Origin of the sequence: uncultured Pontibacter sp. (assembly GCF_947495565.1) — a bacterium.
Classification (GTDB): Bacteria; Bacteroidota; Bacteroidia; order Cytophagales; family Hymenobacteraceae; genus Pontibacter.
Genome location: NZ_CANLZM010000002.1, coordinates 401,792 through 427,890 on the forward strand (window position 1 = coordinate 401,792; position 26,099 = coordinate 427,890).

At 48.1% G+C, this 26,099-nt stretch carries 24 protein-coding genes and 1 pseudogene; 11 read left to right on the top strand and 14 right to left on the bottom strand.

What is annotated here, in order from left to right:
* The first annotated feature begins 1 nt into the window (after nucleotide 1).
* On the top strand, nucleotides 2–802 hold the full coding sequence (locus Q1B04_RS04165; protein WP_299755910.1) for a phosphatase PAP2 family protein: 801 nt from the start codon (nucleotides 2–4) through the stop codon (nucleotides 800–802).
* 90 nt (nucleotides 803–892) lie between these two features.
* Here the strand turns inward: Q1B04_RS04165 and Q1B04_RS04170 are convergent.
* Nucleotides 893–1,790: pseudogene (locus Q1B04_RS04170) on the bottom strand (integrase core domain-containing protein).
* On the opposite strand from Q1B04_RS04170, the gene Q1B04_RS04175 reads away from it, so the two are divergent.
* The gene (locus Q1B04_RS04175; RefSeq protein ID WP_299756202.1) at nucleotides 1,737–1,976 is read left to right on the top strand and encodes a hypothetical protein; all 240 of its coding nucleotides are present in this window, start codon (nucleotides 1,737–1,739) and stop codon (nucleotides 1,974–1,976) included. The pseudogene Q1B04_RS04170 and the gene Q1B04_RS04175 overlap by 54 nt on opposite strands.
* On the opposite strand, the gene Q1B04_RS04180 is transcribed toward Q1B04_RS04175, so the two are convergent.
* The 7 genes from Q1B04_RS04180 to Q1B04_RS04210 form a co-directional block, all read right to left on the bottom strand.
* Complete coding sequence (locus Q1B04_RS04180; protein WP_299755913.1) at nucleotides 1,957–3,324, bottom strand: RagB/SusD family nutrient uptake outer membrane protein; 1,368 nt, start codon at nucleotides 3,322–3,324, stop codon at nucleotides 1,957–1,959. The two genes, Q1B04_RS04175 and Q1B04_RS04180, sit on opposite strands and share 20 nt — an antisense overlap.
* A gap of 13 nt (nucleotides 3,325–3,337) precedes the next feature.
* A complete protein-coding gene (locus Q1B04_RS04185; protein ID WP_299755916.1) occupies nucleotides 3,338–6,343 on the bottom strand; it encodes a TonB-dependent receptor in 3,006 nt (1,001 codons plus the stop codon).
* Between the two features lie 442 nt (nucleotides 6,344–6,785).
* Nucleotides 6,786–9,194, bottom strand: coding sequence for a prolyl oligopeptidase family serine peptidase (locus Q1B04_RS04190; RefSeq protein ID WP_299755918.1), 2,409 nt, complete (start codon nucleotides 9,192–9,194; stop codon nucleotides 6,786–6,788).
* 128 nt (nucleotides 9,195–9,322) lie between these two features.
* Nucleotides 9,323–10,996, bottom strand: a complete 1,674-nt coding sequence (locus Q1B04_RS04195) for an amidase (protein ID WP_299755920.1) — start codon at nucleotides 10,994–10,996, stop codon at nucleotides 9,323–9,325.
* A gap of 165 nt (nucleotides 10,997–11,161) precedes the next feature.
* Nucleotides 11,162–11,542 carry a hypothetical protein gene (locus Q1B04_RS04200; protein ID WP_299755921.1) on the bottom strand — a complete coding sequence of 127 codons (381 nt, stop codon included), beginning with the start codon at nucleotides 11,540–11,542 and terminating at the stop codon, nucleotides 11,162–11,164.
* Nucleotides 11,535–11,867: a hypothetical protein gene (locus Q1B04_RS04205; RefSeq protein WP_299755924.1), complete on the bottom strand. Its 333-nt coding sequence runs from the start codon at nucleotides 11,865–11,867 to the stop codon at nucleotides 11,535–11,537. The genes Q1B04_RS04200 and Q1B04_RS04205 overlap by 8 nt, the downstream gene beginning before the upstream one ends.
* A gap of 146 nt (nucleotides 11,868–12,013) precedes the next feature.
* Nucleotides 12,014–12,139 carry a hypothetical protein gene (locus Q1B04_RS04210; protein WP_299755926.1) on the bottom strand — a complete coding sequence of 42 codons (126 nt, stop codon included), beginning with the start codon at nucleotides 12,137–12,139 and terminating at the stop codon, nucleotides 12,014–12,016.
* Nucleotides 12,140–12,219: 80 nt separating this feature from the next.
* Here Q1B04_RS04210 and Q1B04_RS04215 point away from each other — a divergent pair, with 80 nt between their 5' ends.
* Entirely contained in the window at nucleotides 12,220–13,104 is an 885-nt protein-coding gene (locus tag Q1B04_RS04215; protein WP_299755929.1) for a TraB/GumN family protein, read from the top strand.
* A 140-nt stretch (nucleotides 13,105–13,244) separates the two neighbouring features.
* On the opposite strand, the gene Q1B04_RS04220 is transcribed toward Q1B04_RS04215, so the two are convergent.
* The 3 genes from Q1B04_RS04220 to Q1B04_RS04230 form a co-directional block, all read right to left on the bottom strand.
* Entirely contained in the window at nucleotides 13,245–13,598 is a 354-nt protein-coding gene (locus tag Q1B04_RS04220; protein ID WP_299755932.1) for a TM2 domain-containing protein, read from the bottom strand.
* 6 nt (nucleotides 13,599–13,604) lie between these two features.
* Nucleotides 13,605–13,940, bottom strand: a complete 336-nt coding sequence (locus Q1B04_RS04225) for a DUF2752 domain-containing protein (protein ID WP_299755934.1) — start codon at nucleotides 13,938–13,940, stop codon at nucleotides 13,605–13,607.
* A gap of 224 nt (nucleotides 13,941–14,164) precedes the next feature.
* On the bottom strand, nucleotides 14,165–14,509 hold the full coding sequence (locus Q1B04_RS04230; RefSeq protein WP_299755936.1) for a hypothetical protein: 345 nt from the start codon (nucleotides 14,507–14,509) through the stop codon (nucleotides 14,165–14,167).
* Between the two features lie 301 nt (nucleotides 14,510–14,810).
* On the opposite strand from Q1B04_RS04230, the gene Q1B04_RS04235 reads away from it, so the two are divergent.
* The 3 genes from Q1B04_RS04235 to Q1B04_RS04245 are packed head-to-tail and all read left to right on the top strand — an operon-like array spanning nucleotide 14,811 to nucleotide 15,907.
* Nucleotides 14,811–15,017 (top strand): DUF2892 domain-containing protein, encoded by a 207-nt coding sequence (locus tag Q1B04_RS04235; protein ID WP_299755938.1) that lies wholly within the window; start codon nucleotides 14,811–14,813, stop codon nucleotides 15,015–15,017.
* A complete protein-coding gene (locus Q1B04_RS04240; RefSeq protein ID WP_299755941.1) occupies nucleotides 15,007–15,399 on the top strand; it encodes a thiol-disulfide oxidoreductase DCC family protein in 393 nt (130 codons plus the stop codon). The genes Q1B04_RS04235 and Q1B04_RS04240 overlap by 11 nt, the downstream gene beginning before the upstream one ends.
* Before the next feature lie 46 nt (nucleotides 15,400–15,445).
* A complete protein-coding gene (locus tag Q1B04_RS04245) occupies nucleotides 15,446–15,907 on the top strand; it encodes a dihydrofolate reductase family protein (protein ID WP_299755943.1) in 462 nt (153 codons plus the stop codon).
* A 164-nt stretch (nucleotides 15,908–16,071) separates the two neighbouring features.
* Here the strand turns inward: Q1B04_RS04245 and Q1B04_RS04250 are convergent, their stop codons facing one another.
* Nucleotides 16,072–16,299 (bottom strand): hypothetical protein, encoded by a 228-nt coding sequence (locus Q1B04_RS04250; RefSeq protein WP_299755946.1) that lies wholly within the window; start codon nucleotides 16,297–16,299, stop codon nucleotides 16,072–16,074.
* A gap of 345 nt (nucleotides 16,300–16,644) precedes the next feature.
* Nucleotides 16,645–17,910, bottom strand: a complete 1,266-nt coding sequence (locus Q1B04_RS04255; RefSeq protein WP_299755948.1) for a DEAD/DEAH box helicase — start codon at nucleotides 17,908–17,910, stop codon at nucleotides 16,645–16,647.
* A 575-nt stretch (nucleotides 17,911–18,485) separates the two neighbouring features.
* Between Q1B04_RS04255 and Q1B04_RS04260 the strand changes: the two genes are divergently transcribed.
* The 4 genes from Q1B04_RS04260 to Q1B04_RS04275 all read left to right on the top strand — a co-directional run bounded on the left by Q1B04_RS04260 (nucleotide 18,486) and on the right by Q1B04_RS04275 (nucleotide 23,727).
* Nucleotides 18,486–20,225, top strand: coding sequence for an ABC transporter ATP-binding protein (locus Q1B04_RS04260; RefSeq protein ID WP_299755951.1), 1,740 nt, complete (start codon nucleotides 18,486–18,488; stop codon nucleotides 20,223–20,225).
* Nucleotides 20,226–20,228: 3 nt separating this feature from the next.
* Nucleotides 20,229–21,590, top strand: a complete 1,362-nt coding sequence (locus tag Q1B04_RS04265) for an HlyD family efflux transporter periplasmic adaptor subunit (RefSeq protein ID WP_299755953.1) — start codon at nucleotides 20,229–20,231, stop codon at nucleotides 21,588–21,590.
* A gap of 14 nt (nucleotides 21,591–21,604) precedes the next feature.
* On the top strand, nucleotides 21,605–23,047 hold the full coding sequence (locus Q1B04_RS04270; RefSeq protein WP_299755956.1) for a TolC family protein: 1,443 nt from the start codon (nucleotides 21,605–21,607) through the stop codon (nucleotides 23,045–23,047).
* Between the two features lie 233 nt (nucleotides 23,048–23,280).
* A complete protein-coding gene (locus Q1B04_RS04275; protein WP_299755959.1) occupies nucleotides 23,281–23,727 on the top strand; it encodes a DUF2059 domain-containing protein in 447 nt (148 codons plus the stop codon).
* A gap of 81 nt (nucleotides 23,728–23,808) precedes the next feature.
* Here the strand turns inward: Q1B04_RS04275 and Q1B04_RS04280 are convergent, their stop codons facing one another.
* A complete protein-coding gene (locus Q1B04_RS04280) occupies nucleotides 23,809–24,630 on the bottom strand; it encodes a TSUP family transporter (RefSeq protein WP_299755962.1) in 822 nt (273 codons plus the stop codon).
* A gap of 177 nt (nucleotides 24,631–24,807) precedes the next feature.
* On the opposite strand from Q1B04_RS04280, the gene Q1B04_RS04285 reads away from it, so the two are divergent.
* Complete coding sequence (locus tag Q1B04_RS04285; RefSeq protein ID WP_299755965.1) at nucleotides 24,808–26,016, top strand: alpha/beta fold hydrolase; 1,209 nt, start codon at nucleotides 24,808–24,810, stop codon at nucleotides 26,014–26,016.
* Nucleotides 26,017–26,099: the final 83 nt, after the last annotated feature.

Below are 26,099 nucleotides of genomic sequence, written 5' to 3' on the forward strand. Positions count from 1 at the left end.
CATGAGACTGCTGCTTTGGCTACTGTTATTACCATGTGCTGTATGGGGGCAGGCTTCAACAAGTTCCTCCCCTTACAGTACAAACTGGCTCCGCGACGGCGGCATTGCAGTGGGTGCGATTGGAGCTACAGTGGCAGGCAACATATTGATTGAAAACAAAGATAGGTTAACGGAGGCTGATTTAATGGGTTTAAGCCAGTCTGATGTAAATAGCTTTGACCGGTTCGCGGCTGGCAATTACAGCACCAGCGCCGAGACAATAAGTGACTTTCCTTTTTACGGTTCTTTCCTGGCGCCTCTCCTCTTACTTATGGACCCAGACATTAAGAAAAATGCCCCACAAGTATACTTGCTGTACGGGCAGGCTTTATCTTTAGCAGGTGGCATGTATAGCATGACAGCAGGGTTGTCTAGGCGTAAGCGCCCATATGTTTATGCTCCTGATGCCCCTGTCGAAATTAAAACAGATAAACAGGCCACTAATTCTTTTTACGCAGGCCATACAGCCGCCACAGCTACAGCCACTTTCTTTCTTGCCAAAGTATACCACGATTTTAATCCTGATTCGCCTGCTCGCCCATACATTTGGGCCGCTGCCGCCGCTGTGCCAGCTGCTGTAGGTTTCTTGCGTTTAAAGGCTGGCAAGCACTTCCTCAGCGATAATATTGTTGGCTATGCTGTGGGCACAACTATTGGCATTCTGGTGCCGGAGCTGCATAGGAGAGCTAAAAACAAAAATATTGGACTGGTGCCAGTATCGAGCAGATACTTTAATGGGGCACAGCTTACTTATAATTTCTGAAATGAGCTGTCATTTTGTTAATCAACTTTTCAGTTTATGGTGCTTAAGGTGTGTCTCGTCCTGAAGTAAGTTGACGATTTTGAGACGAAGTTACTTTTTAATTAAAGACCTCCAATGCCTAGTGTTGGAGGTCTTCTTTTTCCACGGTTTCACCTCGAGTTCCTGCTGCCGGTGCATCTGCTCGGGCGTCAGGTAATGGCACGAAAGGTGGGGCCTGAGGTTGTTATAAATGCCCACCGACTCCCGGATCACCTGCACAGCCTCCAGGTGGTGGGCAAAGCCCCTTTCCAACTCAAACTCATACTTCAGAGTGCCATTGACCCGTCGGCCGCCGCGTTCTGGTATGGGTCGTACTTCTCCGTCATGCTCGGCTTTATCTGCGCTGCAGCCAGCAGTTGCTGGTACTCCTGTGAGCAGTACTGCAGCCCCCGCTCCCGAAGGATGGAGAAGAGCCTGTCCCGTCCCATCCCGAGCTGCCCCTGCAGCAGGTAAAACAGTTTACGGGTGCCCAGGCGCGGCATCTGAAGGCGGATCTGCTGCACCAGTTCCACGGCCCGGCCAGCCAACTCCTTTTGTTCCAGGGCCCTTGCCTGCCGCTGGTAATAGGCTTGTCTGCTGTGGCCAAGCAGCCGGCAGGCTAGTGAAAAGCTTATCTGCCCTTGCTGGCGGAGCTGCTCGACGGCTTGGCCGCAGGCTTTTTTCGGATCTGGATTCCCATCTGCCCCTCGGCCACGTCGATGATGGTGTCCAGCAGCCTGACCTTGAGCTCGGCCTCGCTGGCTCTTTTCTCAGCTGCGGCCAGTAAGGCCTCGAGCTCCTTGATGCGTTGGTTGGGTGTCTGGAGCATAGCGACTGGGTTGAAGTCCCAAGATAGTCTGCCGTGCTTTCGGAGCCAAACCAAAACGGTGCTTTTCCCCTGGATGCCGTACTTTTTATGGACCTGTTTGTAGGTCAAATCCCCCTGCTCGACCTCGGCTACCACGGCCAATTAAAAGCCAGGGGTGTAGTCACACTGGGTGCGGCTGCTTTTTTTCTCTGTCGCGTTTTCCATATAAAGGTTGTTTTTAGTGTCAACCAATTTCAGGACGGGACAGTGAAAATAAAAAAGGCGGCGCAGAAATTCTGCGCCGCCTTTTTTATTTCACCTTTACTGATTAATAACCTGGGTTGTTAGGCAGTAAAAGCTCATTTCTGTCAATTGCACTTTGAGGGATTGGGTACAACTGGTCATTAGCAGTTCTACCTTTAGCCTCTAAGAATACAGTCGCCAAAGACTTCTGAGGGTTTGTCTCAGATGGAGTTCTCTTCATGTCAGTCCATCTAGTTCCTTCAAAAGCAAGCTCCACTCTTCTTTCTTGAATAATGTCATAAAGATCTACTGAAGTCAGGGCACCCAGACCTCTGTTAGTTCTTACAGCATTTATTCTTTCCAGCACAACTGGGTCAGCAGTGTTGCCAGAGATCTGGAATTGCGCCTCAGCAGAAATCAAGTACATTTCAGCAATTCTCAGGATATACATTGGCACAGCTCCATTACCGGTTGGGTCTTGAAACTTCTTAGTATAGAACCCTGAGGCAGCTGTAGGAGCAGGTATCTCTACAATAGAGGCAGCCTTTCTTTCATCGCCTTCCTCGTAAGCTTCTACTAACGATGGGTCAACTGGAAGCTCCGCTCGGCCTGAGCCTGGCATTGTTGGGTGCTGCAGGAAATAATCCAGAGAGTTCTCAGCCTCTGTAGCTGTATAGTTCAGCTTGAAGATATGCTCTGAAGACTCATACGGTGCCGTAAACATCGATGCGTAATCAGACGTCAACGCAAATTCTCCTGAGTTAATTACTTCATCAGCATACTGCTTTGCCAACGCCCACTCACCTCTAATTAGGTACACACGCGCTAACAGGGCCTTCGCTGCCTGAATAGAGGCAAACTTGCTGTTAGTGAATTCAGCTCCATTGGCAAGGCTAGCTTCAAGATCGCTAATGATCTGGGCATATACCTCATCTTGGCTGTTTCTTGGAACCTTGGTGATATCTCTGTCATTCACGATTGGAACGCCTCCGAAAAGAGTCACCAAACGATAGTAGCCATAGGCACGCAGGAAGTACGCCTGACCTAAAAGAGGCTGCTTAACATTATCAGGAATGCTAGTGTTATTATTTAGGATCTCAAGCAGATCGTTGGCACGCTGAATAACAACATAAGGACCGTTAAAATACCTTGATACCAGTACATTGTTAGTTAAGATAGTATTGTCATTAACCTCACCGTGCTGAAAGAAGGTAGCTCTGTAACGTAGGTTGTCAGCAGATAAGTCTTCTGTGGCATAGCTAAGGTAATAGAAGCTTGTATTACCATTTTGCAGCGCATCGTAGATGCCTCGCAGTAATTTTGGAGCATCCTCAGCTCCCACCACCTCAGGCGATAGCTGAGCTACTGGCTCTACATTTAGCTTTTCTTCGCAGGAAGATGCTAACGTCAGCGTAGCTCCTAATAAAATAGATGTTAAAAATTTATAGTTCATTGTCTGAATTATCTTATAAGCCAATATTTACACCAACAGTATAGGTTTTGAACTGAGGAATAGCTCCCTGATCCACACCAGCGTTGCTAACATCAAAAGATGTAGATGCCTCAGGATCAAAACCGCTATAATCAGTAAAGGTCAGTATGTTCTGGCCTGTTACATATATTCTGGCGCTGCTAAGTTTTACTTTAGAAACCAAGTTTGTAGGCAAGTTGTAGCCTAACGTGATGTTCTTTAACCTTAAGTAGCTACCATCTTCTAGGTATCTAGAAGAACGTTGATTGTTAGTGATACCAGCTGATCCGGCTACAATTCTTGGATAGTCTGCATTAGGGTTCTCAGGCGTCCATCTTCCCTCGTATGCATCTCTGAACACATTGGTAGGAGCACCTGCAGCTGAAGCATTCGCACCTAAGCTGGTAGCACCACCTGTGCCCTCTGCATTCATGTTGTACACATCGTTACCATATGAGTACTGGAAGAACACATTCAGGTCAAAGTTTTTATAGCTCAGGTTGTTGGTGATACCACCGTAAAAGTCTGCCAGAGGGTTACCTAAGAACTGTCTGTCTAAACTGTTGATTTTACCGTCTTCGTTGATGTCTTCATACATCATGTCTCCCGTCTCTGGATCTACTCCTAGGGATTTGATAAGGAAGAATGCACCTAAAGGCTGTCCAACTGCTGTTCTTGTTACAAAGCTACCGTCAATTGGCTGATCTTCGAACAGGTTTTTAACTTCGTTCTTGTAAGTAGACAAGTTCAAAGTAGTATTCCATATAAAGTCGCCTTTGAAGTTGTGAGTAGTTAAAGCAAAGTCGAAGCCTCTGCCTTCTATATTACCAATGTTCTCCAAAATTGAGTTAAAGCCAGTTGTAGTTGGGATTGGTCTGAACAACAGCAGGTCTTTTGTCTTTTTCTGGTAGTAATCAGCAGAAAGATCGATTCTGTTGTTGAACAAAGACACCTCAAATCCAGCGTCGAACTGTGCTGTAGTTTCCCACTTCAGGTTAGGGCTACCGATTACGCTAAGCGCAAATCCAGGCTGATCGTTGTAGTTAAAGCCACCTCCGATTAGTCTTCTAGATTGGAAGTTACCGATACCCTCTTGGTTACCTGTTTCACCGTAGCTAGATCTGATTTTCAAGAAGCTAATTACATCGTTGTTGCTCAAGAAGTCTTCTTCAGAAACAATCCATCCTGCTGAAACAGCTGGGAAGTAACCAAATCTGCCATCCACTGGAATTTTAGAAGATCCATCTCTTCTAATGGAAGCACCTAACAGGTACTTGTTCTCCCAAGCCATGTTTACTCTGGCAAGCATAGATTCGATTCTGAATACAGTGCGGCTTGCAGTACCACCAGATATTTGAGCAGCAGAAGTAATGTAAGGTGTTAAGTCAGATGGGAAGTTGTTGCCATCTACACGGTTGTTCTCTCTGTTGTTCCACTGGAACTCGTACACTGCAGTCGCATCTACGTTTAATCTCTCGTCAAAGAAGTCCTTGCCGTAAGATAGTGTTTGCGTTGTCAGGATGTTTTGCGTCTGAACATATCCTGAAGAAGCTGAGCCGTTAGAACCCTGACCTGAAAGAGAGTTTGTTGGGTTGTAAGTTCTTTGGTCAAGGTAGGTAAGGTCCACACCCACTGATGAACGGAACTTCAAGCCTGGCAGCACTTTGACTTCAGCGAAAGAGCTGTTGAAAAGGTTTGTCAGGTTAACATAGTTGTCAGACAGGAACATCTGAACAGGGTTGTTGAAGTCATTGATAGCGTAAGTACCATCCTCATTGAAGATAGGCTGGTCTGGTCTTGCCATCGTAGCTCTCGGGAACGGAGAGAAAATGCTGTTATCCACAGGCGTCTCATCTCGCTGAGTTCTAGAAATCGCAAGGTTAGAGCCAATTTTGATGTTATCTGTAACATCATGTGTTACGTTTGTTCTTACAGAGTAACGCTCGAACTCACCTCTCTTCAATGCACCATCCTGCTGGAAGTAGTTCAGGGAAGTATAGAACTGAGTTTTCTGGTTGCCCGCTGAGGCAATAGACAGGTTTATACTGTTTACTCTAGAGTTGTCATTCAGAACCTCGTCAACCCAATCCACATCATGCTCTGGGTTATTGATTTGCTCCTGAGTGAACAGAGGAGTTAAGCCGATGCTTTGGCGAGCTTCGTTATACATAGATCTGTATTCAGAAGCGTTAAGCACGTCTTTCTTCTTTGTAAGCGACTGGAAACCAGTGTAAGTCGACAAGTTAATTCTAGACTTGTTACCCTTACCTGATTTAGTAGTAATGATTACAACACCGTTTGAACCTCTTGAACCGTAGATAGCGGCGGCAGCGGCATCTTTCAATACCTCCACAGATTCGATATCCTCTGGGTTAAGGTTAGCAAGCGGAGAGATACCGGCACCTACAGTGCTTGGTGTCACGTTGTTGTTGCTAGGCAAAATCACACCATCCACTACGTACAGTGGATCGTTTCCGGCCTCAAGAGATGCTCTACCTCTTACGTTTACTGAAATAGGAGCACCAGGACGGCCAGAGCCAGACGTAATTTGCACACCAGCTACACGGCCTTGCAGAGCCTGCGCAACGTTAGGAACTGGTTGCTCAGCAATTTCTTTTGACTCTACACGCGAAATAGCAGATGTAACTCTTGCCTTGCTTTGAGTACCATAGCCCACCACTACTACCTCTTCAAGAAGCTTAGTATCGCTCTCAAGGGCAACATTGATTTCTGCGGCATTGCCAATTGGCTTCTCAACAGACAAATAGCCAATGAAACGGTAAACTAATGTAGTAGCATTGCTAGGAACATTAATCGTGTAACTGCCATCAAAGCTTGTAGTGGTACCTACCGTAGTTCCTTTTACAAGGACGGCTACGCCAGGCAACCCTTCTCCGTTGCTCTGATCAGTTACCTTACCTGAAATAGTTTGATTCTGCGCCCATGCTTGGCTAACAAGCGTTAGGAACATCACCAAACCAAATAATAGAACTTTTCTCATAAAGTTAGATTAGATTGATTGGTAAAATAGTTATTAGTTGTTTCTCAAATATAACTCTATGTCATAACACATTCCCTATATGTCAAAAAAAAAATGCCCGAATGGTTAAACTAAGATCATTTTTGAACGTAAAAACAGGATTCGGCAAACTTTAAATCCTTATTTTATAACATCTTACAAACAAAACCACTCTTCTTATATTTTTTCAATTTTGTTGTGAAACAGCCAGAAATACATGCTAACAAGTAGCACCCATCTAGTTAAAGCCTTCTGCTGGAACTGGCGTACAGCAGAATTGCCCACTCCTGTAAATTGCTGCAAATTTTTAGACGAAACAAATATTTAGTTTACAATATACTTATACTTTTGCACTTGCCTAAAAGCAAGAAGGCGTGTAGCACTTTCGCACCACACGCCTTCTTCACAAAGAAAAGCCTATGCCTTATTTCTTCTCTTTCAGGTTCTCCTCAAACAGTTTGTATATCCGCTTATACTCATCTGTCCAGCTGGTTGGCTCTGTAAAACCGTGATCCTCTACAGGGTAAACAGCCAACTCCCAGTTATCCTTACCCAACTCTATCAGGCGCTGTGTGAGGCGCACCACATCCTGGAAGTGCACATTGGTATCTACCATACCATGGCAGATTAGCAAAGCCCCCTGCAGCCCTTCTGCATAGTAGATAGGTGAGCTCTTTGCATAGGCTGTGCTGTCCGTATATGGAGTGTTAAGAATGTTGGAAGTATAGCCGTGGTTGTAATGTGCCCAATCCGTTACCGAGCGTAAGGCTGCACCCGCCGCAAACACATCCGGCTCGGTAAACATGGCCATCAAGGTGATGAAGCCGCCGTAAGAACCGCCGTAAATACCTATACGCTTTGGGTCTATGTTATACTTCTCTACCAGGTGCTTCGCTCCGTCCACATGGTCGCTAAGGTCTTTGCCGCCCATAAACTGGTAGATGCCAGTACGCACATCGCGGCCATAGCCTGCGCTGCCACGGTAATCAATATCCAATACGGTATAGCCCTGGTCTGCCAGGAAGTTGTGGAACATGTACTCGCGGAAGTAGGAGCTCCACCACTTATGCGCGTTTTGCAGGTAACCAGCACCATGCACAAATATAACAGCAGGTCCGTTTTGCTGCGGGTTTTCAGGCTGATACAAGCGGGCATACACATCTGCGCCGTCTTCCGCCCTAAAGGTAATTACCTCCGGCTCACGCCAGTCATAAGACTTAAACTCTTCGGTTAGGGAGTTGGTGACCTGCTTTGGTTTAGCATTCTTCTTGTTGTCCATCACAAACAGTTCCCATGGCCTGTTGCTGTAGGAAGACCGTATGGCCAGGTGCTTTTCGTCTGGTGACAGTTCCACCTCGTGGGCTCCAGATGTGCTTGTTAGCTGAACCAGCTCGCCACCGTTTACCGGCATGCGGTAGAAGTACTTCTCGCCCGGATGCACCTTATTGGCTGTGAAGTAGAAGTTTTTCTTGTCGTCAGACATGCGTACATCAGACACCTCAAACTTACCGCTGGTAAGGGCCTTCTTTTTACCGCCTTTTATATTAACTGCATACAGATGCGAGTACCCGCTTTCTTCAGAATGAAACCAAACGCTCTCGTTGTCTGGCATCCAGCCGATGTCGCCGGGGCCGTAGCTAATGCCGGGGCCGTTAATCCAAGCCTCATCTCGCTGGCGGTCCAGCAGCGTAAGCTTGGCAGTGACCGGGTCCAGCTTTAAAATCCAACGGTCTTTGTTATCGGCAGAGCGGGCAACCACCACAGCGTGCTTGCCATTATCTGACCAGTAAGGCCCAAACAGAGCTGTAGCGCGCAGCTCAGGCTTTTTGGTTTTGCTATCTGCTGCACTGGCTGCGGCACTTGCCTTCGCCTCCTGCTGCAGCAGGTAAGCCGGCTGGTCGTAAATACCTTCCACGTCGTTCATCAGCACGGCATAAGCAGTATCGCGCTGCGTATCGTAGACAAAGAACTCGTAGCTGTTCTGCGCGTCGCCTACTTTGGTTCTGGTCTTAATGTCCTCTGTGTAACCCGACTCGGTTACAAAGTCTGGGACGATGGTGACGTTAGCATTTTTAGGGCGAGAGATGAGCTGGTAAGTAATAAAGCGCTCGTTGGGCCCCAACGTGGCGTTATTCACTATCTTCTCCTCCACATAGATTTCCTTCGGGCGGTTAGGGCTGTCCAGTTTCTGCTGCTTTTCGGCGGCCTCTTTGTCTTCTTTGCGCTCGCGCATGATCTGGAGCAATGTCAGCTGCTGCTCCTTCAGCCAGTCGCGTTGTGCGTTTTTACCTTCTTCTGCCTGCTTGCGGCCTTTTTTAAAGTCTGTCAGCTGCATTGTCTGTCCGCTACCGATGCTCCAGGCAAAAAGGTTGCTGTCTTTCGTGTATACTATCTTCTGCTCGTTGTGGCTAAAAGTCGGGCTGCTTTCGCGCTCCACGGTATTGGTTACCTGCTGCGCCTTGCCAGATTTTGTATCATACAGATAAATATCGCCGTTCTTCTCATACACCTTTTTAGTTTCCGCACGGTTATACACGCCGCGCTGGGCAGGCAAGTTGCGGCGCTCCTTGGCGGTTACTTTCTGCAGGTTTTTACCGTCTGCATTTACACTGTACAGCGAGTCCTGGCGGTTTCCGTCCGGGTTCCAGTTAAAGTATATCTTCTTACCGTCTTCAGACCAAAATACATTACTTGGAGAAGTGCCGATCCATTTCGGGTCGCGCATGATTTTCTCCACGCTCAGGTCTGTTTTATCGTTTTGCGCTACCAGGGCGTTACTACCCCCCAGCAGCAGGAAAGCCATAAGGGCTACGGCCTTTTGTTTCAATTGCATGGTTAATGTATTAGGTTTAGATAGATTAGTTAAGGATTAGCTTCCAAATTAAAGTATAAACATGAAGTTAACAAAAAGCCTCCCCTAAGAACTTGTATCTTAGGGGAGGCAGACTGGATCTTAATACTTTAAGATTTCTTCTTTTTGCCGAAATCCATACTTGGGTGCTGCTCGTCGTGCGGGGTTATACTTTGATAAAACTTGGCAAAGCTCAGCAGCTCCGCCTCCCCAAACAGTTTACCCATAAACGTGATGGTTGTTGGCATACCGTTCTTCTGAAAGCCGTTTGGCACCACCACGCACGGATGGCCCGTCAAGTTGGTTACCACCAGGTTTTTGCTAGCGAAGGAAGGGCTGATGTAAACATCCACATCCTTCAGTGTCTCCTGCATCTGCTGCACTAGCAAAGTCCTCACGCGTTGTGCCTGCAGGTACTCCACGGCAGGTATAAAACGGGCGGAACGGAAGGTGTTAGGCCAGGCGTTTTTGTGCTGCGCCACCAGCAGGCTGTCGCGGCCGCTGCGGGTAAGCTCATCAAAAGCGACGGCTCCCTCCACAGAGATCGTCATTGTCAGTTCACGGGCTGGCAGGTCTGGCAGTGAGATCGGCACCAGCTCCACACCTGCTTTTTGCAGGGCATCGAGTGTAGCCTTATCATTTTCTGCAAAGCCGTATTCTTTCGCAAAATCATCCTTCAGATACCCCACACGGAGCTTCTTCGGATTTATACTTTGGTTGTAGTTAAATGGCGCATCATACACCGACTGGTCTTTTCCGTCCGGGCCATAAATGGCGTTAAATACGATAGCGCAGTCTTCTGCGGAGCGGGCAATCGGGCCAATCTTATCCATAGACCAGCTTAGAGCCATAGCACCGTGGCGGCTTACGCGGCCGAAGGTTGGGCGCAGGCCTGTTGTTCCGGTAGCCGTAGACGGCGACACGATAGATCCAAGGGTTTCGGTGCCGATGGCATAAGGCAGCAAGCCCGCCGCCACTGCCGCCGCCGACCCCGCTGACGAACCGCTGGAGCCTTTGGTTATATCCCAGGGAGAGCGTGTTTTACCACCATACCAGACATCGCCCATAGCCAGGGCACCTAAGGTAGTTTTAGCTACCAATACGCCGCCGGCATCCTGCAGGCGCTTCACTACAGTGGCATCTTCGTCTATCACTTGATCTTTGTAAGGCATGGCGCCCCATGTGGTTTTATACTTGCGCGTTGATAGCAGGTCTTTTACACCGAACGGTATGCCGTGCAGCACGCCTTTATACTTGCCAGCCTTTATCTCTTTGTCTGCCTGCCTTGCCTGCTGCAGCGCAAGCTCCTCGGTTAAGGAGGTGATGCACTCCAGCGTAGGCCCATACTTCTTCAGGCGCTCCAGGTAGAATTTGGTGAGCTCCTCCGAAGTTATCTGTTGCGTACGCACCAGTTCTGCCAGTTGCGTAACAGTATAAAATGCCAGTTCTTCGCGTTTTCTCGGCATCTTTACATTCTGCGGACGCTCCGCCTCAAAAGCTGCTTTTTGTGTCTCAAAAGTATAGCCTACCGGAATCGGGTTGAACACCAGCGCCGGCGGCACATGGTTGGGCAGTTTTTGCTGCCGTATTACCTCATAGTTCTGCTTTAGCTCTTCCAGCTCCGAAATAGTGGAGTCTAGCTGCGCATCCGTAAAATTGAGCCCGATAAGCTTCTGCGCATCCTGCAGCACCTCTACAGTAATCTTATCATCTGCCATTTTGGAGACAAAAGCTCCGGAGACAAAGCATGCTGCCCCAAGCAGGGCTATAGTTTTGTTTTTCATTTATAAGTTAGTTTTGAGCTTTCTAAGATAGGGATTTTATGGCACCTTCTCCAACTGATTTTGCTCAAAGGATGCTTATGAAAACATAGTGCAAAAAGGCTCCTGTAAATTTTACAGGAGCCTTTCTTACTGATACTTTATAGGCAATAATAGCCCATTTTATACTTAGTGGAATGGCAATACTGCCGAGGAGGTTTTATTCTCAACAAGCACCTTGTTAAGGTTTACATCTATAACTACTGTTTTTGCAGCTGTATTATATGTAAACTGATCTATCACTTCATCTTTAGGAATGAATGCAGGAACAAAGGCTTGCGTTTGCTCAGGTGTAATTTGAGAGTTACTCAATGCCTCAATCTCAGAGACAGGAAACTTTATACCTAATTCCACCATTCTCCTTCCTTCCGCAATAAATATTTCCTGCCGCATGAGGTACAGGGTTTCAAGGGCTGCATCCTCAGTAGAAAGCGTATCTACCCCAGCCGCTGTAACCGATGTACCAGAAACAGAAGGAACGGTTACTGCTCCAGCCTGGCGATTAAGCATCAAATTGAATTATCCTCAAGTAATTTGGATTGAGTGCAACAGCATCATCGGCATATTTTTGGGCGTCACCACTGTCGCCTAGCCTATAGTAAGCACGTGCCAAGGCAATACTGTAACTTGCTTTTCTGTCGTTAATCGTTGTAAAGACAGAACTTTTCTTGAAATCCTCAATCGTCAAGTTTACACCGGCTTCCGGCGTCAAGGCAGGCCCATTCGGTTCAGCAGGCAGCGCCACGAACAGTTCTCCTGCTAGAAGCTCTGCGTAACCTTTAAAGAAGTATAGCTCCGCCTCTTGGTCTGCAGTAGTGTTTTCGTCTGCTGGCAAAACTCTGATAAGTCCGTAAACGGCAGACTCTCTTAAATTTGCTATGGCAAACTGCGCTGCATTTATGTCAGAGTCTTTGAACTGAATATCTAGTTTATCGAGGCTTTGGTTAAAGAAGGCTTTAGTGTTGCCATAATTATCAGAGGCTATTTCTGAACCACCTGATCTAATCTCACAGTTGGAATTTTTCGCAGCTCCTCAGCCATAATTACATCAACTGTGGTCGAGTCGCTTCTTTTGGAAACCTCCTGCGTGACTAATTTATGTGTCATAACATTCGCCTGTGGCTATAAACAGGTAGCACCAGATGAAAAAACGAGTAACTTGCGCTAACATTTAATATACTCCTCACATGAACAGAAAACTATACTTATTACTGGCACTACTGCTGGTATTTACACAATTACAACCAGCACAGGCTGGCGGCCCGAAAGATGAAAACGCACTGCTGTGGAAGATATCGGGCAAAGGCTTGAAAAAGCCATCCTACATTTATGGCACTATTCACGCTGTTTGCCCAGACAAAATGATGATTTCTGAGGCGTTGCAAAGCACCGTAACCCAGACAGAGCAGCTATCGCTGGAGCTGGACATGGACGACCCAAACATGATGACGCAGATTATGCAAAGCGCCATGCTGCCGGAGGGCCAGTCGCTGAAAGCTATGCTGGATGAGGAGGAATACTCAGCTCTTGCCACCTATTTTAAAGCAAGCTATGGCATAGACCTGATACAGCTGGACAACATGAAGCCTTTTATGCTGTACACGATGCTCCTGCCAATGCTGACCGAGTGCAAACCGGAGTCTTATGAGCAGAAGCTGATGGAACTGGCCCACGCTCAACAGAAGGAAGTTTTAGGTATAGAAACCGTTAAGGAGCAAATGTCAGCTGTGGATAAGCTGCCGAACGAGTTATACATTGATATGCTGGTGCGTACCGTAGGCGACATTACAAAGTCCAAAGCTGATTACCGCGAGATGGTGGAGCTGTACATGGACCAGGATATAAAAGGACTGCAGGAGCTGATGAAGCGTGATTACACCAAAGACGATTACAAGAAATTTAACGATGCGTTTTTGGTTCAGCGCAACAAAAACTGGATACCTGTAATGGAGCAGATGGCTAAAACAAAATCGACTCTATTTGCGGTTGGCGCAGCGCACCTGGCAGGAGAGCACGGTGTGGTAGCGCTGCTGCGCAAGCAAGGCTATAAGGTAACGCCTGTTGCAAAGTAGCAGCCCCTGATCAAGAGCAAGTATAAACAAGTATAAAAGGGAGGTGCCTCAGATGTGGCGCCTCCCTTTTATTTTTGATAAAGTATAAGTATGGCTTTTAGTAAGCCAAAGCGCCTAGTAAGTATAAAACTCAGCCGTTTTTACCTGCCGTAGCGTAGCATTGCCATTACTTTGTCTGCTTCCTTTACGTTGTATTCATATGCAAGCCGCTTGTGGTTTATTAGGTCCACGATAGTACCGACCAGGCACAAGCCTCCTGTAAAGAAATATAGCAACCCCAACCCGATCTGCCCGGTAAGGAACCGCTGAATACCAGCCACACCGAAGAAGCCAACTATAGTAGTAACGAGAATCATCATGGGCTCTCTGCGCCGGGAGCGGTAAACGCTTGCAAACTGCTGCGCCTCGCCCTCCGTCATCGGCTGAACCAGCGTCTGCACATATCCCATTTCGTCCGGCTCCAGGTCCGGCATCAGGTGAAGTATACTTGCCATATAGTTTTATTTTGTTGAGTTTGATACACGATGTGAGTTGTGAAAGTATAAAAGCTGGCCGCAACGCCACAGCAGCAGCAGTATAGCAGGAACTGCCAATGGGTGCGCCGCCCAGGATGCCTGCCACTCGCACCGTACCAAATAGGCTATGCTATGCCCCAACCCGCAGCCTGGGCACCCTGCTTCCAGCATCCAGCTAAACGGACAGAAACTAAAAAGATGCTCTTTGTGCGGATCCATGAGCGCTAACAGCAGGAGCCCCGTCATCCATAGCAGCACCTCTAGCGGCAACCTAGCTTGTACCTGCCGCCAATAGGCTCTAATGTTGAGATTGTTGCTCATGTTAACTTTGCTCTCTATAGCCGCACTACTCTATTAGAGATTAAAATAAGACAAAAATCTGATAATCAAAAGCTATGGGCAAAATTACTGACTCCTCCCCTCACTATATTTTAAAGAATTGCGCACAACTAAAAGAAGAAAGCCTTGACTTTGCTAAAATATGAGGCATAAAAAAAAGCCCCACAGAATGGAGCTTTTTTAAGCTTACTATATGACGTTCACAGTTATTCTTGTTCTGATTCGGCGGCTCCGCCTTTTTCATTCATTCTTACCACACCTTCCTGTCCTTCTGCGTTGGTTAATTTAACCTCGTATACCACTTCGGTGTTGGCAGCGCCCTCTTCCGGGGCAACTTTATAAATTTCGCCTACAGTCCAGTCTTTGTACACATCGCTTTTAAGTGCGTTTTGTACTGCTTCTGGCAGTTGGTCCTGAGTTACTAACTCGCGGTTGCCCTGCTCCTGTACTTGCTCTGTCTGCTGACCCTGGTTTTGAGTCTGAGCGTTGGCGTTGATTGAAGTTAATCCTAGTATGGCTATTGCGGCTGCAAAAAATGTTGCTTTTTTCATGTTCTATTATTAGTGTTCTAATGTCTAAGTTGATTAACCCTAGTAACAGAACCGTGCCAAAGTCATAAAACCGCTTAAAACGCACACTGCAAGCACCTTATCAATAACTGCATAAATATGCAAGTTGTAGAATGTTTCTGGCAAACTGTACCCACAATCTACATTTTGTAGAAAAACTCCACACCACACATTGCTACTCCTTAGAGTTTTAAATATAAGGCTGTTTTCTGAACTACCTGCCATACTAACCAAACCGGTTGCTTAAAGTATAATAGAGACGACCACATAAACTTCTTTAAAAATGGAATGCAACGTAGGATTAGTTGAGCAAAAAGCGCGCGTACTGGCAGGATTGGCAATGGTAGGTGTAGGCGCTTATTACAATTTCAAGCCGCTGGCAGTTATAGGTATGGTTCCGATTCTGACAGGTATGCTGCGCTGGTGCCCTATTAATGCAGCTACAGGTTACAACGGTTGTAAAAATACATCTGACGAGTATGGCAAGTAGAGCTGCCGCAACGCTGCAAAAACCGGTGCTGGTATATGATGGCAACTGCAGCTTCTGCAGGTATTGGGTAGATAGATGGAAGGATAAAACGGGTAATAAGATAAAGTATGTTCCTTTTCAGGCAGTTCCTGACAGCTTTTATGGCGTTACCCATGCAGAATTCAGCAAGTCAGTCTATCTAATTACTCAGTACGGCCAGCGCCTGCACGGGGCTAAAGCAGTGGCCGTACTCCTGCAACTAAGTGGCTTCAGCACCTGGAGCTGGCTTTACCACCGTGTGCCGCTGGCAGGCTTCGCTGCAGAAGCAGGATACCGCTTGGTGGCTGACCATCGCGACTTATTCTACAGAATAACTAAACTGGTTTTTAAGAGCGAGAACTGATAAAGCTTCTTATTAACCAGCTATTAAGCATGAAGATGACCAGACTATGCGCAAGATCGTTTTATACATAGCCGCCAGCTTAGACGGATACATTGCCCGCCCCAATGGCGACACAAGCTGGCTTGAAGAAGAGAAGTATACTTTAGAAGGCGAAGACTTTGGCTACAGCGATTTTCTGAAAAGTATAGACACCACGCTTATGGGCCACAGCACTTATCAGGTTATACTTGCCTTCGGTACGCCTTTCCCCTATGCCGGCAAAAAAAACTACGTTTTTAGCCGCACCAGCCACCTCGACACCGAGCATGTAAAGTTTATACAGAAAGACGTTGTTTCCTTTGTGCAGCAGCTGAAGCAACAGCAGGGCCAAAATATATGGCTTATTGGCGGTAGCCAGATTAACACGCTCCTGCATAATGCGGGCTTGATTGATGAGGTACTGCTTACTTATATTCCGGTTATACTTGGCAGCGGCATTCCGCGGCTGGCGCCCAGGAGAGGCCATTAACATTAATGAATAGCAAAAGCTTTGATAACGGTTTTGTGCGGCTGAGACTGAAAGCGGTGTAGCACAAAAAAAACAGCCGCCGCCGCTACATACTTTTATGTGCGGCCGCTGCTGCTGTTCATATTGTTCCAGGTGAACGTCTTCTGCTTTTGTGAGGTAATTACTTAACCTGCAATAGGTCTGTCGTTAAGATCGCAGCTTGGGTAAACTATACTTTGGTTCTGCTGCTTCTCCAGCCTGTGCTTCCGAAGTATACGCTCTTCGTCTAACATCTCCTGGTTTACTGCATCAGTAAACTGTCTGGTAAATCCCAGGCTATCGTCTACTGAACTTAAATTGTAGTTCCAAGTATCTGAAATTGATCCTGTAGAACTTCTTCTATGCCGTTTCATATCATACGCTCCTTTCAATTAATGCTCCCGTAAAACCCGGTCACTAGTTATAAAAAATTCAATAAAATACTTTTAATGTATAATTAAGTATACGTTAAAACAGCCAAAAAGTGCTAAAGCAGCTAATATTTTAATGCAATTTTTTCAAGCAAGCAGTATAATATCACGAAATGAAAAAGTGGTTTTAAAACATTAAAAACAAACCATTTATCAACTATCCACAGAGGCTACACGACAAATAAAGGAATAACATCTACAAACTAGCGGATTATCTCTGTACAATTTAAAAGGCCCGTCTGGAACAACATCCGGACGGGCCATCTACTATTTGCTAATAAGCGTAAATTATTTCTTTTTCTTGGCTTTGGATTTTGCCTTCTTAGCTTTGGCAGCCTTTATTTTTTCATCTGTTTCCTCGGCCTCCTTTATCAGAGCCTTCCAGTCATACTTGGCGGCGGCACTAAAATCAAGGGTTGCTTCATAATCTTCCTTCTCTACCTCCATCACCTTAATATCTTTAGTAAGGTATTTCTGGATCTCGTCAAGTATAGGTTTCTCTTCAGGTGCGCAGAAACTAACGGCAATACCTTTTTCTGTGCCACGGCCCGTACGGCCCACACGGTGCACGTAATTCTCCGGCTGCTCTGGCAGGTCGTAATTCACCACGTACTCCACTTGCGGTATGTCTATGCCGCGGGCGCTTACGTCAGTTGCAATCAGCAGCTTCACCTCCCCGCTCTTAAACTTGCGCATCACATCAATCCGGTCCTTCTGCTCTTTGCCGCCATGTATGCTGATGGCCTCGATGCCCACGCGCTCCATAGCCGCTACCACACGCTCGGCACGTACTTTAGTGCGCACAAAGGCTAATATCTTCTTATCTGCATTCTGCTTTACCACCCGCTCCAGGAAGAAACGCTTGTCGTCCATCTCCACAAACATCACGGAGTGGTCTACATTCTTGGCTACAGGGTCTTTAGGCGAAATCTGGATACGCACCGGCTTGTTTACCAGCGAATAGGCCAGTTCTTTGATTTTCTCGTTGATGGTGGCGGAGAAAAAGAGCGTCTGGCGCTGCCGCGGCAGTTTGGTGATCAGCTGGCGGATGTCATGTATAAAGCCCAGGTCCAGCATGTGGTCGGCCTCATCCAGAATCAGGGTCTCTACACGGTGCAGGTGAATATGCCCTTGGCTAACCAGGTCGAACAGGCGGCCAGGCGTTGCCACAAGTATGTCAATCCCGTCTTCCAGCTTGGCAATCTGCGGCCCCTGCTCCACGCCTCCGTACACGCAAAACGTTTGCACACGCGTCCCACGGCCAATCTCGTTAAAAACAGTGGTTATCTGCAGCGCCAGCTCCCGCGTCGGCACCATCACCACGCACTTAATGCCATCGCCACGCTTGCGGTTTTTGCTAAACTGCAGCCTGTCGAGCACCGGAATAGCGAAAGCCGCTGTCTTACCTGTGCCCGTTTGGGCAATCGCCAGCACATCCTCTCCTTTCATAATCGGCGGAATGGCTTTAAATTGGATATCGGTAGGCTTCTTGAAGCCCAACTTGCTCAGGCTTTTCTTTATCTCGTCGGATATGCGGTAATCTTCAAACTTCATGGTGATGCGGGTTATACTTGGTTACTGCCTATACTTACGGTCTAACCAATAGGCAAAGGTAAGCTTAATTGTTGATTGTTCCTTTGTGTAAAACCTGAAGGTCTCTTAAGCAGCTTTGCCCTTATTATTCAGTTTATACTTCTGCACTTATTTTCGTCAGTTTAAAAAAAAATAAAAGTATTATAAACATTTTTGATAGTATTGCTATTGTAAATGAAAGTTGATGTATTTTTGCTGACTTACCTGAATAGAGAGTAGGCAAATGATAACAGGAACATAATTCTAAATGCCAGGCACCATGATCAACTTAAAGATCAAACTGAAGCACAAGCTACCGGCTTTTCTTATATTGCGGCACTGGGTCTGTCTATGTTCTTCGGCTCTCTTGCAGCCCCGCAACCTGCATGCCTTGCGCATGCATTGTGCTGGAGGCACTTCCATGGCAACAAACTTTAACACTTCGTTTGCTAACTGAAGTGAAGGATGAGCAGTACATAGAGACTGCAGCCTTGCTGAGGCAGACGATTTTTACAGCAGTAAACCAAGACAACAAGTAAAAACAATACTTATTCTTTATGGGCTCTTCTTCAAGAGATACTAAACTTACCCCCGTGCAGCGCTTCCTGAACCTTCTGTCGATAGAGCGCCGGGAGATTCTGTATATGTATGTGTATGCCATTGCCGCTGGCCTTATAAGCCTGATGCTCCCTTTGGGAATTCAGAGCATCATCGGCTTTGTGTCGAGCGGGCAAGTAACTACATCGGTGGTTGTACTGATAAGCCTGATCGTGCTAGCGCTGCTGATAGTGGGCGGACTGCAGGTGATGCAGCTGTGGCTGGTAGAGTTTATTCAGCAGCGCCTGTTTGCGCGCACAGCTTCTGAGTTTGCCTACCGTATTCCGCGCTTCCAGCCGGAGGCACTGCTCCAGTATAACCCGCCGGAGCTCATGAACCGATTTTTTGATGTGGTAACGCTGCAGAAGGGCTTAGCCAAATTACTTGTTGATTTCTCCACCGCCGTTATACAAATCGTTTTCGGCTTGATTCTGCTGTCCTTTTACCATCCATACTTTATCGTGTTTGGCTTTATACTGGTGCTGGTGCTGATATTTATCATCTGGGCAACAGCCGGCAAAGGGATCGACACAAGTATAAGGGAGTCTAAGTATAAGTATAAGCTGGTGGCGTGGCTGGAGGAAATGGCCCGCTCCCTGAGCACCTTTAAACTGGTAGGCCATACTAATTTGCCCATGGACCGCACCAACAACTATGTAAAGAGCTACCTGGATGTGCGCCGGCAGCACTTTAAAGTTTTAATGACGCAGTACTACAGCTTCGTGGGTTTTAAAACAGTTATTACCGGTGGCTTGCTGGTGCTGGGCTGTATTCTGGTGGTGCAGCGGGAGATTAACATTGGCCAGTTTGTCGCCTCCGAAATCGTCATTATCCTTATCATGACGGCTGTTGAAAAGATCATCATCAAACTGGACACGGTGTATGATGTAATGACCAGCCTTGATAAAATCGGCCAGGTAACTGATTTACCGATAGAGGAGGTAAAAGGCATTAAACTGGATGAGATGCCGCTTGTCGGCGGACTCGGCATACAGGCTCAAAACCTTAGCTATAGATTTCGGGATACTGAAAAGGTAGCGCTGCAGGGCCTCAGCTTCACCATTCAGCCTTCGGAGCGTGTTTGCCTGGCGGGCTTCAACAGCTCAGGCAAAAGCTCGCTTATAAGTCTGCTTCTCGGGCTACTGCCGTCTTACAGCGGCAGCTTGTCCTACAACGGCATTTCGATGCACGACCTGCACAAGGGCAGCCTGCGCAGTTTAATCGGCGATAACATTTCTACAGAGCAGGTATTTGATGGCACCTTGCTGGAAAATATTACGCTGGGCCGCGACCTGCCGATGCAGGACATCCTGTGGGCCATAGAGCTGACCGGCCTCACACAGTTTGTCCATACTTTGCCGGATGGCATGCATGCCTACCTTACCGGCGGCAGCATGCGCCTGCCGGGCAGCGTAGCCCGCAAAATAGTGCTGGCGCGCAGCCTGGTGCAGCGCCCTAAGTTTTTAATTATTGATAATTTGTGGGCAGGTATGGCCAAGAAAGACAAGATGAACTTCCTGCACTTACTAACTAGCCCGCAGTTTGACTGGACCATGCTCATTGTATCGAACGACAGGGAAGTAATGCAGCTTTGCGACCGCACGCTCCTGCTGCAGGACGGGCAACTGGTGGCAAATGGCAGCTATGACCAGCTAAAGAACCTGGAGATAATGCAGGAATTAACAGAAGTAATCAGCTAAAGTATGGCTACCGAATTAAAAGTTTTTGATAACACAGAGAAGCAGCAACTGGATGTAATGTCGGAGGTGCGGACGCCAAGGCTTGGCCGCGCACTTACCTACTGGATCGGGGCCATTTTCCTGATTATGGCGCTGTCCCTGTTCCTCCCCTGGACCCAGAACATCCGCTCACAAGGTGTACTGACGGCACTCACCCCGCAGGACAGGCCGCAGACGGTAGAGGCAACTATAGCCGGCCGCATAGAGGAGTGGCACGTGATGGAAGGGGCTGTTGTAAAGAAGGGAGACACCATTGCAAGCCTTTCCGAGATCAAAGAGAAATACATGGACCCTAACCTGCTGGCCCGCCTTGAGGAGCAGGTGGAAGCCAAACAGGGTGCCGTGGCGGCAAACGAAGCAAAAGCTCAGGCTATGCAAGAGCAAATACAAGCTTTGCGTGAGGGGCTTGCCTTCAGCCTGCAGAAGGCTCGCAACAAAGTACAGCAAATGCGCCTGAAGCTCCAAAGCGACAGCATGGATTTGGTGGCGCAGCGCACAGAGCTTGCCATTGCAGCATCGCAGTTTGAGCGTCAGGAAAACCTGTATGAGCAGGGACTAAAATCGCTGACGGAGCTGGAGCAGCGCAGGTTAAAGCTACAGGAGGCGCAGGCAAAGCTTATATCCTTGCAAAACAAAGTAGGCGCTACCCGCGCCGAGCTTCAGAATGCACGCACTGAGCTAAACTCGCTACAGGCAGAATATGCCGATAAAATTGCCAAGGCAGAGGCCGAGTTAAGCGCCACCCGCTCTTATATTTATACTACTCAGGCCGATGTTTCCAAGCTGCAAAACGAGTACACCAGCACGCAGGTCAGGAGCCAGTACTATCAGATTGTGGCGCCACAGGACGGTTATCTGGTACAGACACTAAAAGCAGGTATAGGTGAGACGATAAAAGAAGGCGAACCTCTGGCCACTATTATGCCCCAAAACCCAGACCTGGCTGCTGAGCTGTATATCGATGCCCTTGACTTGCCGCTGATTCAGGCTGGAGATGAGGTACGTCTGGAGTTTGAGGGATGGCCAACGCTGGTGTTCTCTGGCTGGCCGGGCGCTAGCTTTGGCACATTTGGCGGCAAGGTTGCTGTAATAGATAACACAGGCACGAACGGCAAATACCGCATGTTGGTGGTGCCAGACCCGGAAAAGGAACCTTGGCCAGATGCCTTGCGGGTTGGGTCTGGTGTGTACGGCTGGGCCATGCTGAACACAGTGCCGATCTGGTATGAGCTGTGGCGCCAGCTTAACAATTTCCCGCCAGACTATACAGAAGAAGAAAAAAACGCAACAACAGACACTAAAAAGACAGCAAAAGCCTCTTACTAGGGTTACTAAAACTAATGCGCATCAAAATCAACATAAGATCATTTACAGTTTTCTTCGCCCTATTTATACTTGGTACGCTACGTGCAGGTGCTCAGGGGCAGGATACTGTACAGAAAGTGCTGACGCTGCAGGAGTTTCATAGTATAGTGCTGCAGCACCACCCAGTGGCCTCGCAGGCGGCGCTGCTTACGGAACAGGCGCGGCAGGAGCTGCGCATTGCCCGCGGCTCCCTCGACCCGGTTATCTCCAGCAAAGTATATCGCAAGGAGTTTGGCGGCAAAGAATACTATAACCTCTGGAGCAACACGCTGCGTGTGCCGCTGTGGTTTGGCCCCGAGCTGCGGGCTGGGTTTGACAAAAACCAAGGCACTTACCTAAACCCGGCAGATAAAACACCTTCCGATGGCCTGAGCTCCGTAGGCATCTCGGTGCCGCTGGGGCAAGGTTTGTTTATAGATGCGCGCCGCGCCACTATACGGCAGGCACGCCTGATGCAGGACATTGCCGAGGCAGAACGCATTAAATTAATCAACAAGCTGCTGCTACAGGCCACTAAAGATTACTGGGACTGGCTGCTATACTTCCGCCAGGTGCAGCTTTACGAGGAGTCACTGGAGCTGGCCAATTTTCGGCTGCAGGCGGTTCGTATCCGTGTGCGGGAAGGCGACCTGGCCGCCATTGACACCGTGGAGGCTTTAACGGAAGTACAATCGCGACAGGTACTGCTGCAGGAGGCGTTGCTGGGCTACAACAATGCCCGCCTGATGGTGGCCACACACTTATGGGCCGAGGATGAAACGCCACTGGAGCTGCAGGAGCAAACTATACCCGCCCTCACCGGCAGCGAAATTGTCTCGCTGGCTCAGGACGAGCTGCAGCAGCTACTGCAAATGGCTAAAGCAAACCACCCCGAACTGCGCAAACTAAGCCTAAAGGGAGAACAGCTGCAAATTGAACAGCGCCTGGCTGCAGATAAGCTCAAACCAAAACTCAACGCAGAGTATAACCTGCTGCAAAGCGATTTTTATATGAGGCCGGAGGCGATAGACCGGGACTTTATGGGCGAAAACTATAAACTGGGCCTCAGCTTTAGCCTGCCGCTTTTCCTGCGGCAGGAACGGGGCAAACTACAGCTTACGAAGGCAAAGCAGCAGGCAAACAGCCTGGAACTGACCCAGACGGCACGGGAGGTGGAGAACAGCATTTTAGCGGCGTACAACGAGTGGCTGGCGCTGGAAGAACAGATACGGCTACAGCAGCAGATGGTGGAGAACGCAAATACGCTCCGAAACGGGGAAGTTGTTCGTTTCCAAAACGGTGAGAGCTCGCTGTTCCTGGTAAACTCCCGCGAAATGAAGCTAATGGAGGCACAGGTAAAGCTGTATAATTTACGGGCAAAGTATGCCAAGGCCCGCACTTTCCTCTACTGGTCGGCAGGAAGTATAGAGACGGAGTAAGTATAGCTGCTCATATAATTTCAGAAGCGTTTGGTCATTCAGTTGGTTATACTTCCGGAGTCATAGAAAGCTGCCGACGGCCTCGTCTTTTGAAGCAGATAAAGATATGATAAAACAGATATATGCTTATCTTTACTCTATGATGCCAGAGTACGTGAAGCTGTAAACAGTTTTACCTATCCCGGTTCTGGAGTCAATCAACGCGCTTTTTATACTTCTATACTTTAACTTACATGAAACGATTTTACATTTTTGTGCTTGCGCTGCTGGTAAGCTGCACATCGGTTTTCGCTCAGGATAACGCCAAAACTAAAGATATTAAGGCGCTGCTAAGCCTTACAAAAGCCGGGGAGCTTGGCCTTTCTGCCATCAAAACCAACCTGGATGCTATGCGCAAAACAAACAGCTCCCTGCCTGCCGAAGTATGGGATGAGTTTGAAAAAGCTTTCACCGTGGAAGACATTGTAAACCTGGCGACACCTGTATACGACAAGCACTTTACACACCAGGAAATCAAGGACATGATTGCCCTGTACAAAACTCCGCTCGGCCAGAAAATGCTCGAAAAAACTCCTTTGGTTATGCAAGAGTCGATGCAAAAAGGCCAGCAGTATGGCCAGGAAGTAGCTATGCGTGTATTACAGCGGATGCAGGCAGAAGGCAAACTCCCGCAAAACTAATCTTTACAATCAGAAACAGATCAGGCGCTAACTTCTATACTCTAGAGATTGGCGCCTGATCTGTTTTAAGTCTAAAGCCGATTAGCCCTTTCTGCCAAACAGCTGCTGCACCGATGCTGCTATCTCTGTAAAACCGCTGCCACCGGTGCCGTAAGTATCGTAGGCGAACTTGAGGATGATGCCGCTTACCACCACTAAAAACAGCACCCGCACAAATCCTACACCGCGCTTCAGGGCTGTGCGCGTACCCAGCTGAGAGCCTAGTATACTGCACACCGCCATCGGCACGGCTACCTCGTATAGCACATGCCCGCTCCAGGCAAAGTATAGCAGCGCCGATAAGTTGGTGGCCACATTCACTACTTTTGCCGCCGCCGAGGCTGCCAGAAAATTAAAGCCGAAAAGGCCGATGAAGATAAATATGAGAAAGCTGCCCGTTCCCGGTCCAAAAAAGCCATCGTAAAAGCCGATTGCCGCCCCAATAGCCAAACCGTACAGCCGTTCCTTCGACTCGGTAAGTTTAGGCGCGTGCAGCGAGCCAAAGTCTTTTTTGATGAACGTATAAATGGCCACCAGCACCAGCAGCAACAGTATAAGCGGCTTCAGCAAACTGGCATCGAGGTGGCTCAGGGCGCGGGCTCCCAGAAAAGAAAACACAAAAGCCATTAGCGCCGCCGGAAGTATGGCCATGTAATTAATCCTGACGCTGCGCACATACTTTACCATCGCGGCTGTAGTGCCTGCAATGCCGGCAAACTTGCCTGTGCCGAATATGGTAGGCAGCGGCACACCCGGCAAAAAGATCAGCAGGGCCGGCAACTGTATCAGCCCGCCCCCTCCTACCACCGAATCTATAAAGCCCGCCATAAACGCAAACAGGCACAGGTAAAAGATGTCTTCCATGAAGGTATAGAGCCTTTAAAGTATAATTCTAACCTTAAAAAGTGGCGCAAGATACACTGCAGACACCTTACCTGATTCGCAGAGGCTAAAAATTAATCTTGTTGATTTTTCGAAGCCTGATGGCACTTCTGAGCGCCAGGTGCTGTTTCATTCTTGCACATCCATAAGACCTCACCCGTGATTCAAAAATTTTTAGTTTATACTTTACTGCTCGGCACTCTGCTGGGCCACACCTCCTGCGAGAAAGAAGCCACTGCCGCTACACCTGCCACAACAGAGGCACCGGCTGCCAAAGATCTGTATGTGTCTTCGGAGTTACTTCTGAGCGTGCCGCAGGAGATGCTACAGCAAATTGCCGCCTCAGAGGGCTACAGCAGCTATGGCAATCAGATTAAGTATGGCGTTTCTGTTTACAGGCTCATTTATACAACAACCTACCAAGGCCGCGATATCCAGGCTTCCGGATTGGTGTGCGTGCCGCAGAATATGGAAGTGCCCGCCCCGGTTATAAGCGCCCAGCACGGTACCATTTTTACGGAAAAAGAAGCGCCTTCTAATTTTGAAGGGATGTCTGGCTTTGAGCTTTTTGCCTCGGCAGGTTATGTTACGCTTATACCCGATTATATTGGCTTTGGAGCCTCTAAAGACCTGTTTCACCCTTATTACGACCAGAAGCACTCTGCCCTTGCCGTAGTGGACTTAATCAAAGCGGCTAAATCGTTTTACAAGCAGCAGCAGGTGCCGGTTAGCGACAAGCTGTTTTTGGTGGGCTACTCTGAAGGCGGCTATGTAACACTGGCTGCACAGAAAGAAATCGAGACAAACCCGGAGCACGGACTGCAGGTTACGGCCTCGGCGGCAGGCGCAGGTGGCTACGACCTGGTGGAGATGCTCGGCGGCATTAAAACAGGGCAATCTTACGCTTACCCGGCTTACCTGGCCTATGTGCTGCAGTCTTACAACATTACCAACGGGTGGAACAGAGCGCTTTCAGAATTTTTTCAGGAGCCATACGCCAGCAGGTTGCCCGGCTTGTTCGACGGTAACAAAAGCGGAAGCGCCATTAACCGTGAGCTTACCACAAATCCTAACAATCTTTTCAACCAGAAGTTTTATGCTGATCTGCAGCAAGACGAAGCAGAGCAGGTGCTAAAGCAGGCACTGTATGCCAACAGCTTTTATGACTGGGCACCGCAAAGCCCGACCCGTCTCTACCACGGCACCACCGATAACATTGTGCCACTCAACAACTCACAGAAAACCTATGAGCGCTTTAAGGCGGGCGGCGCCAAGCAGCTTGAGTTTATACCTATAGCGGGCAAAGGACACGGCTCCGCTTTTGTACCTATGCTGCACTCGCTGGTGCCTTGGCTTCAGGAGTTCTAGAGAAAATTTCGCAGCTGGTTAAGCTTGAACTGTAGGCTTGAGACAAAAGCTATTTCCTTATACTTCGTGATGCTCTTAGAAAG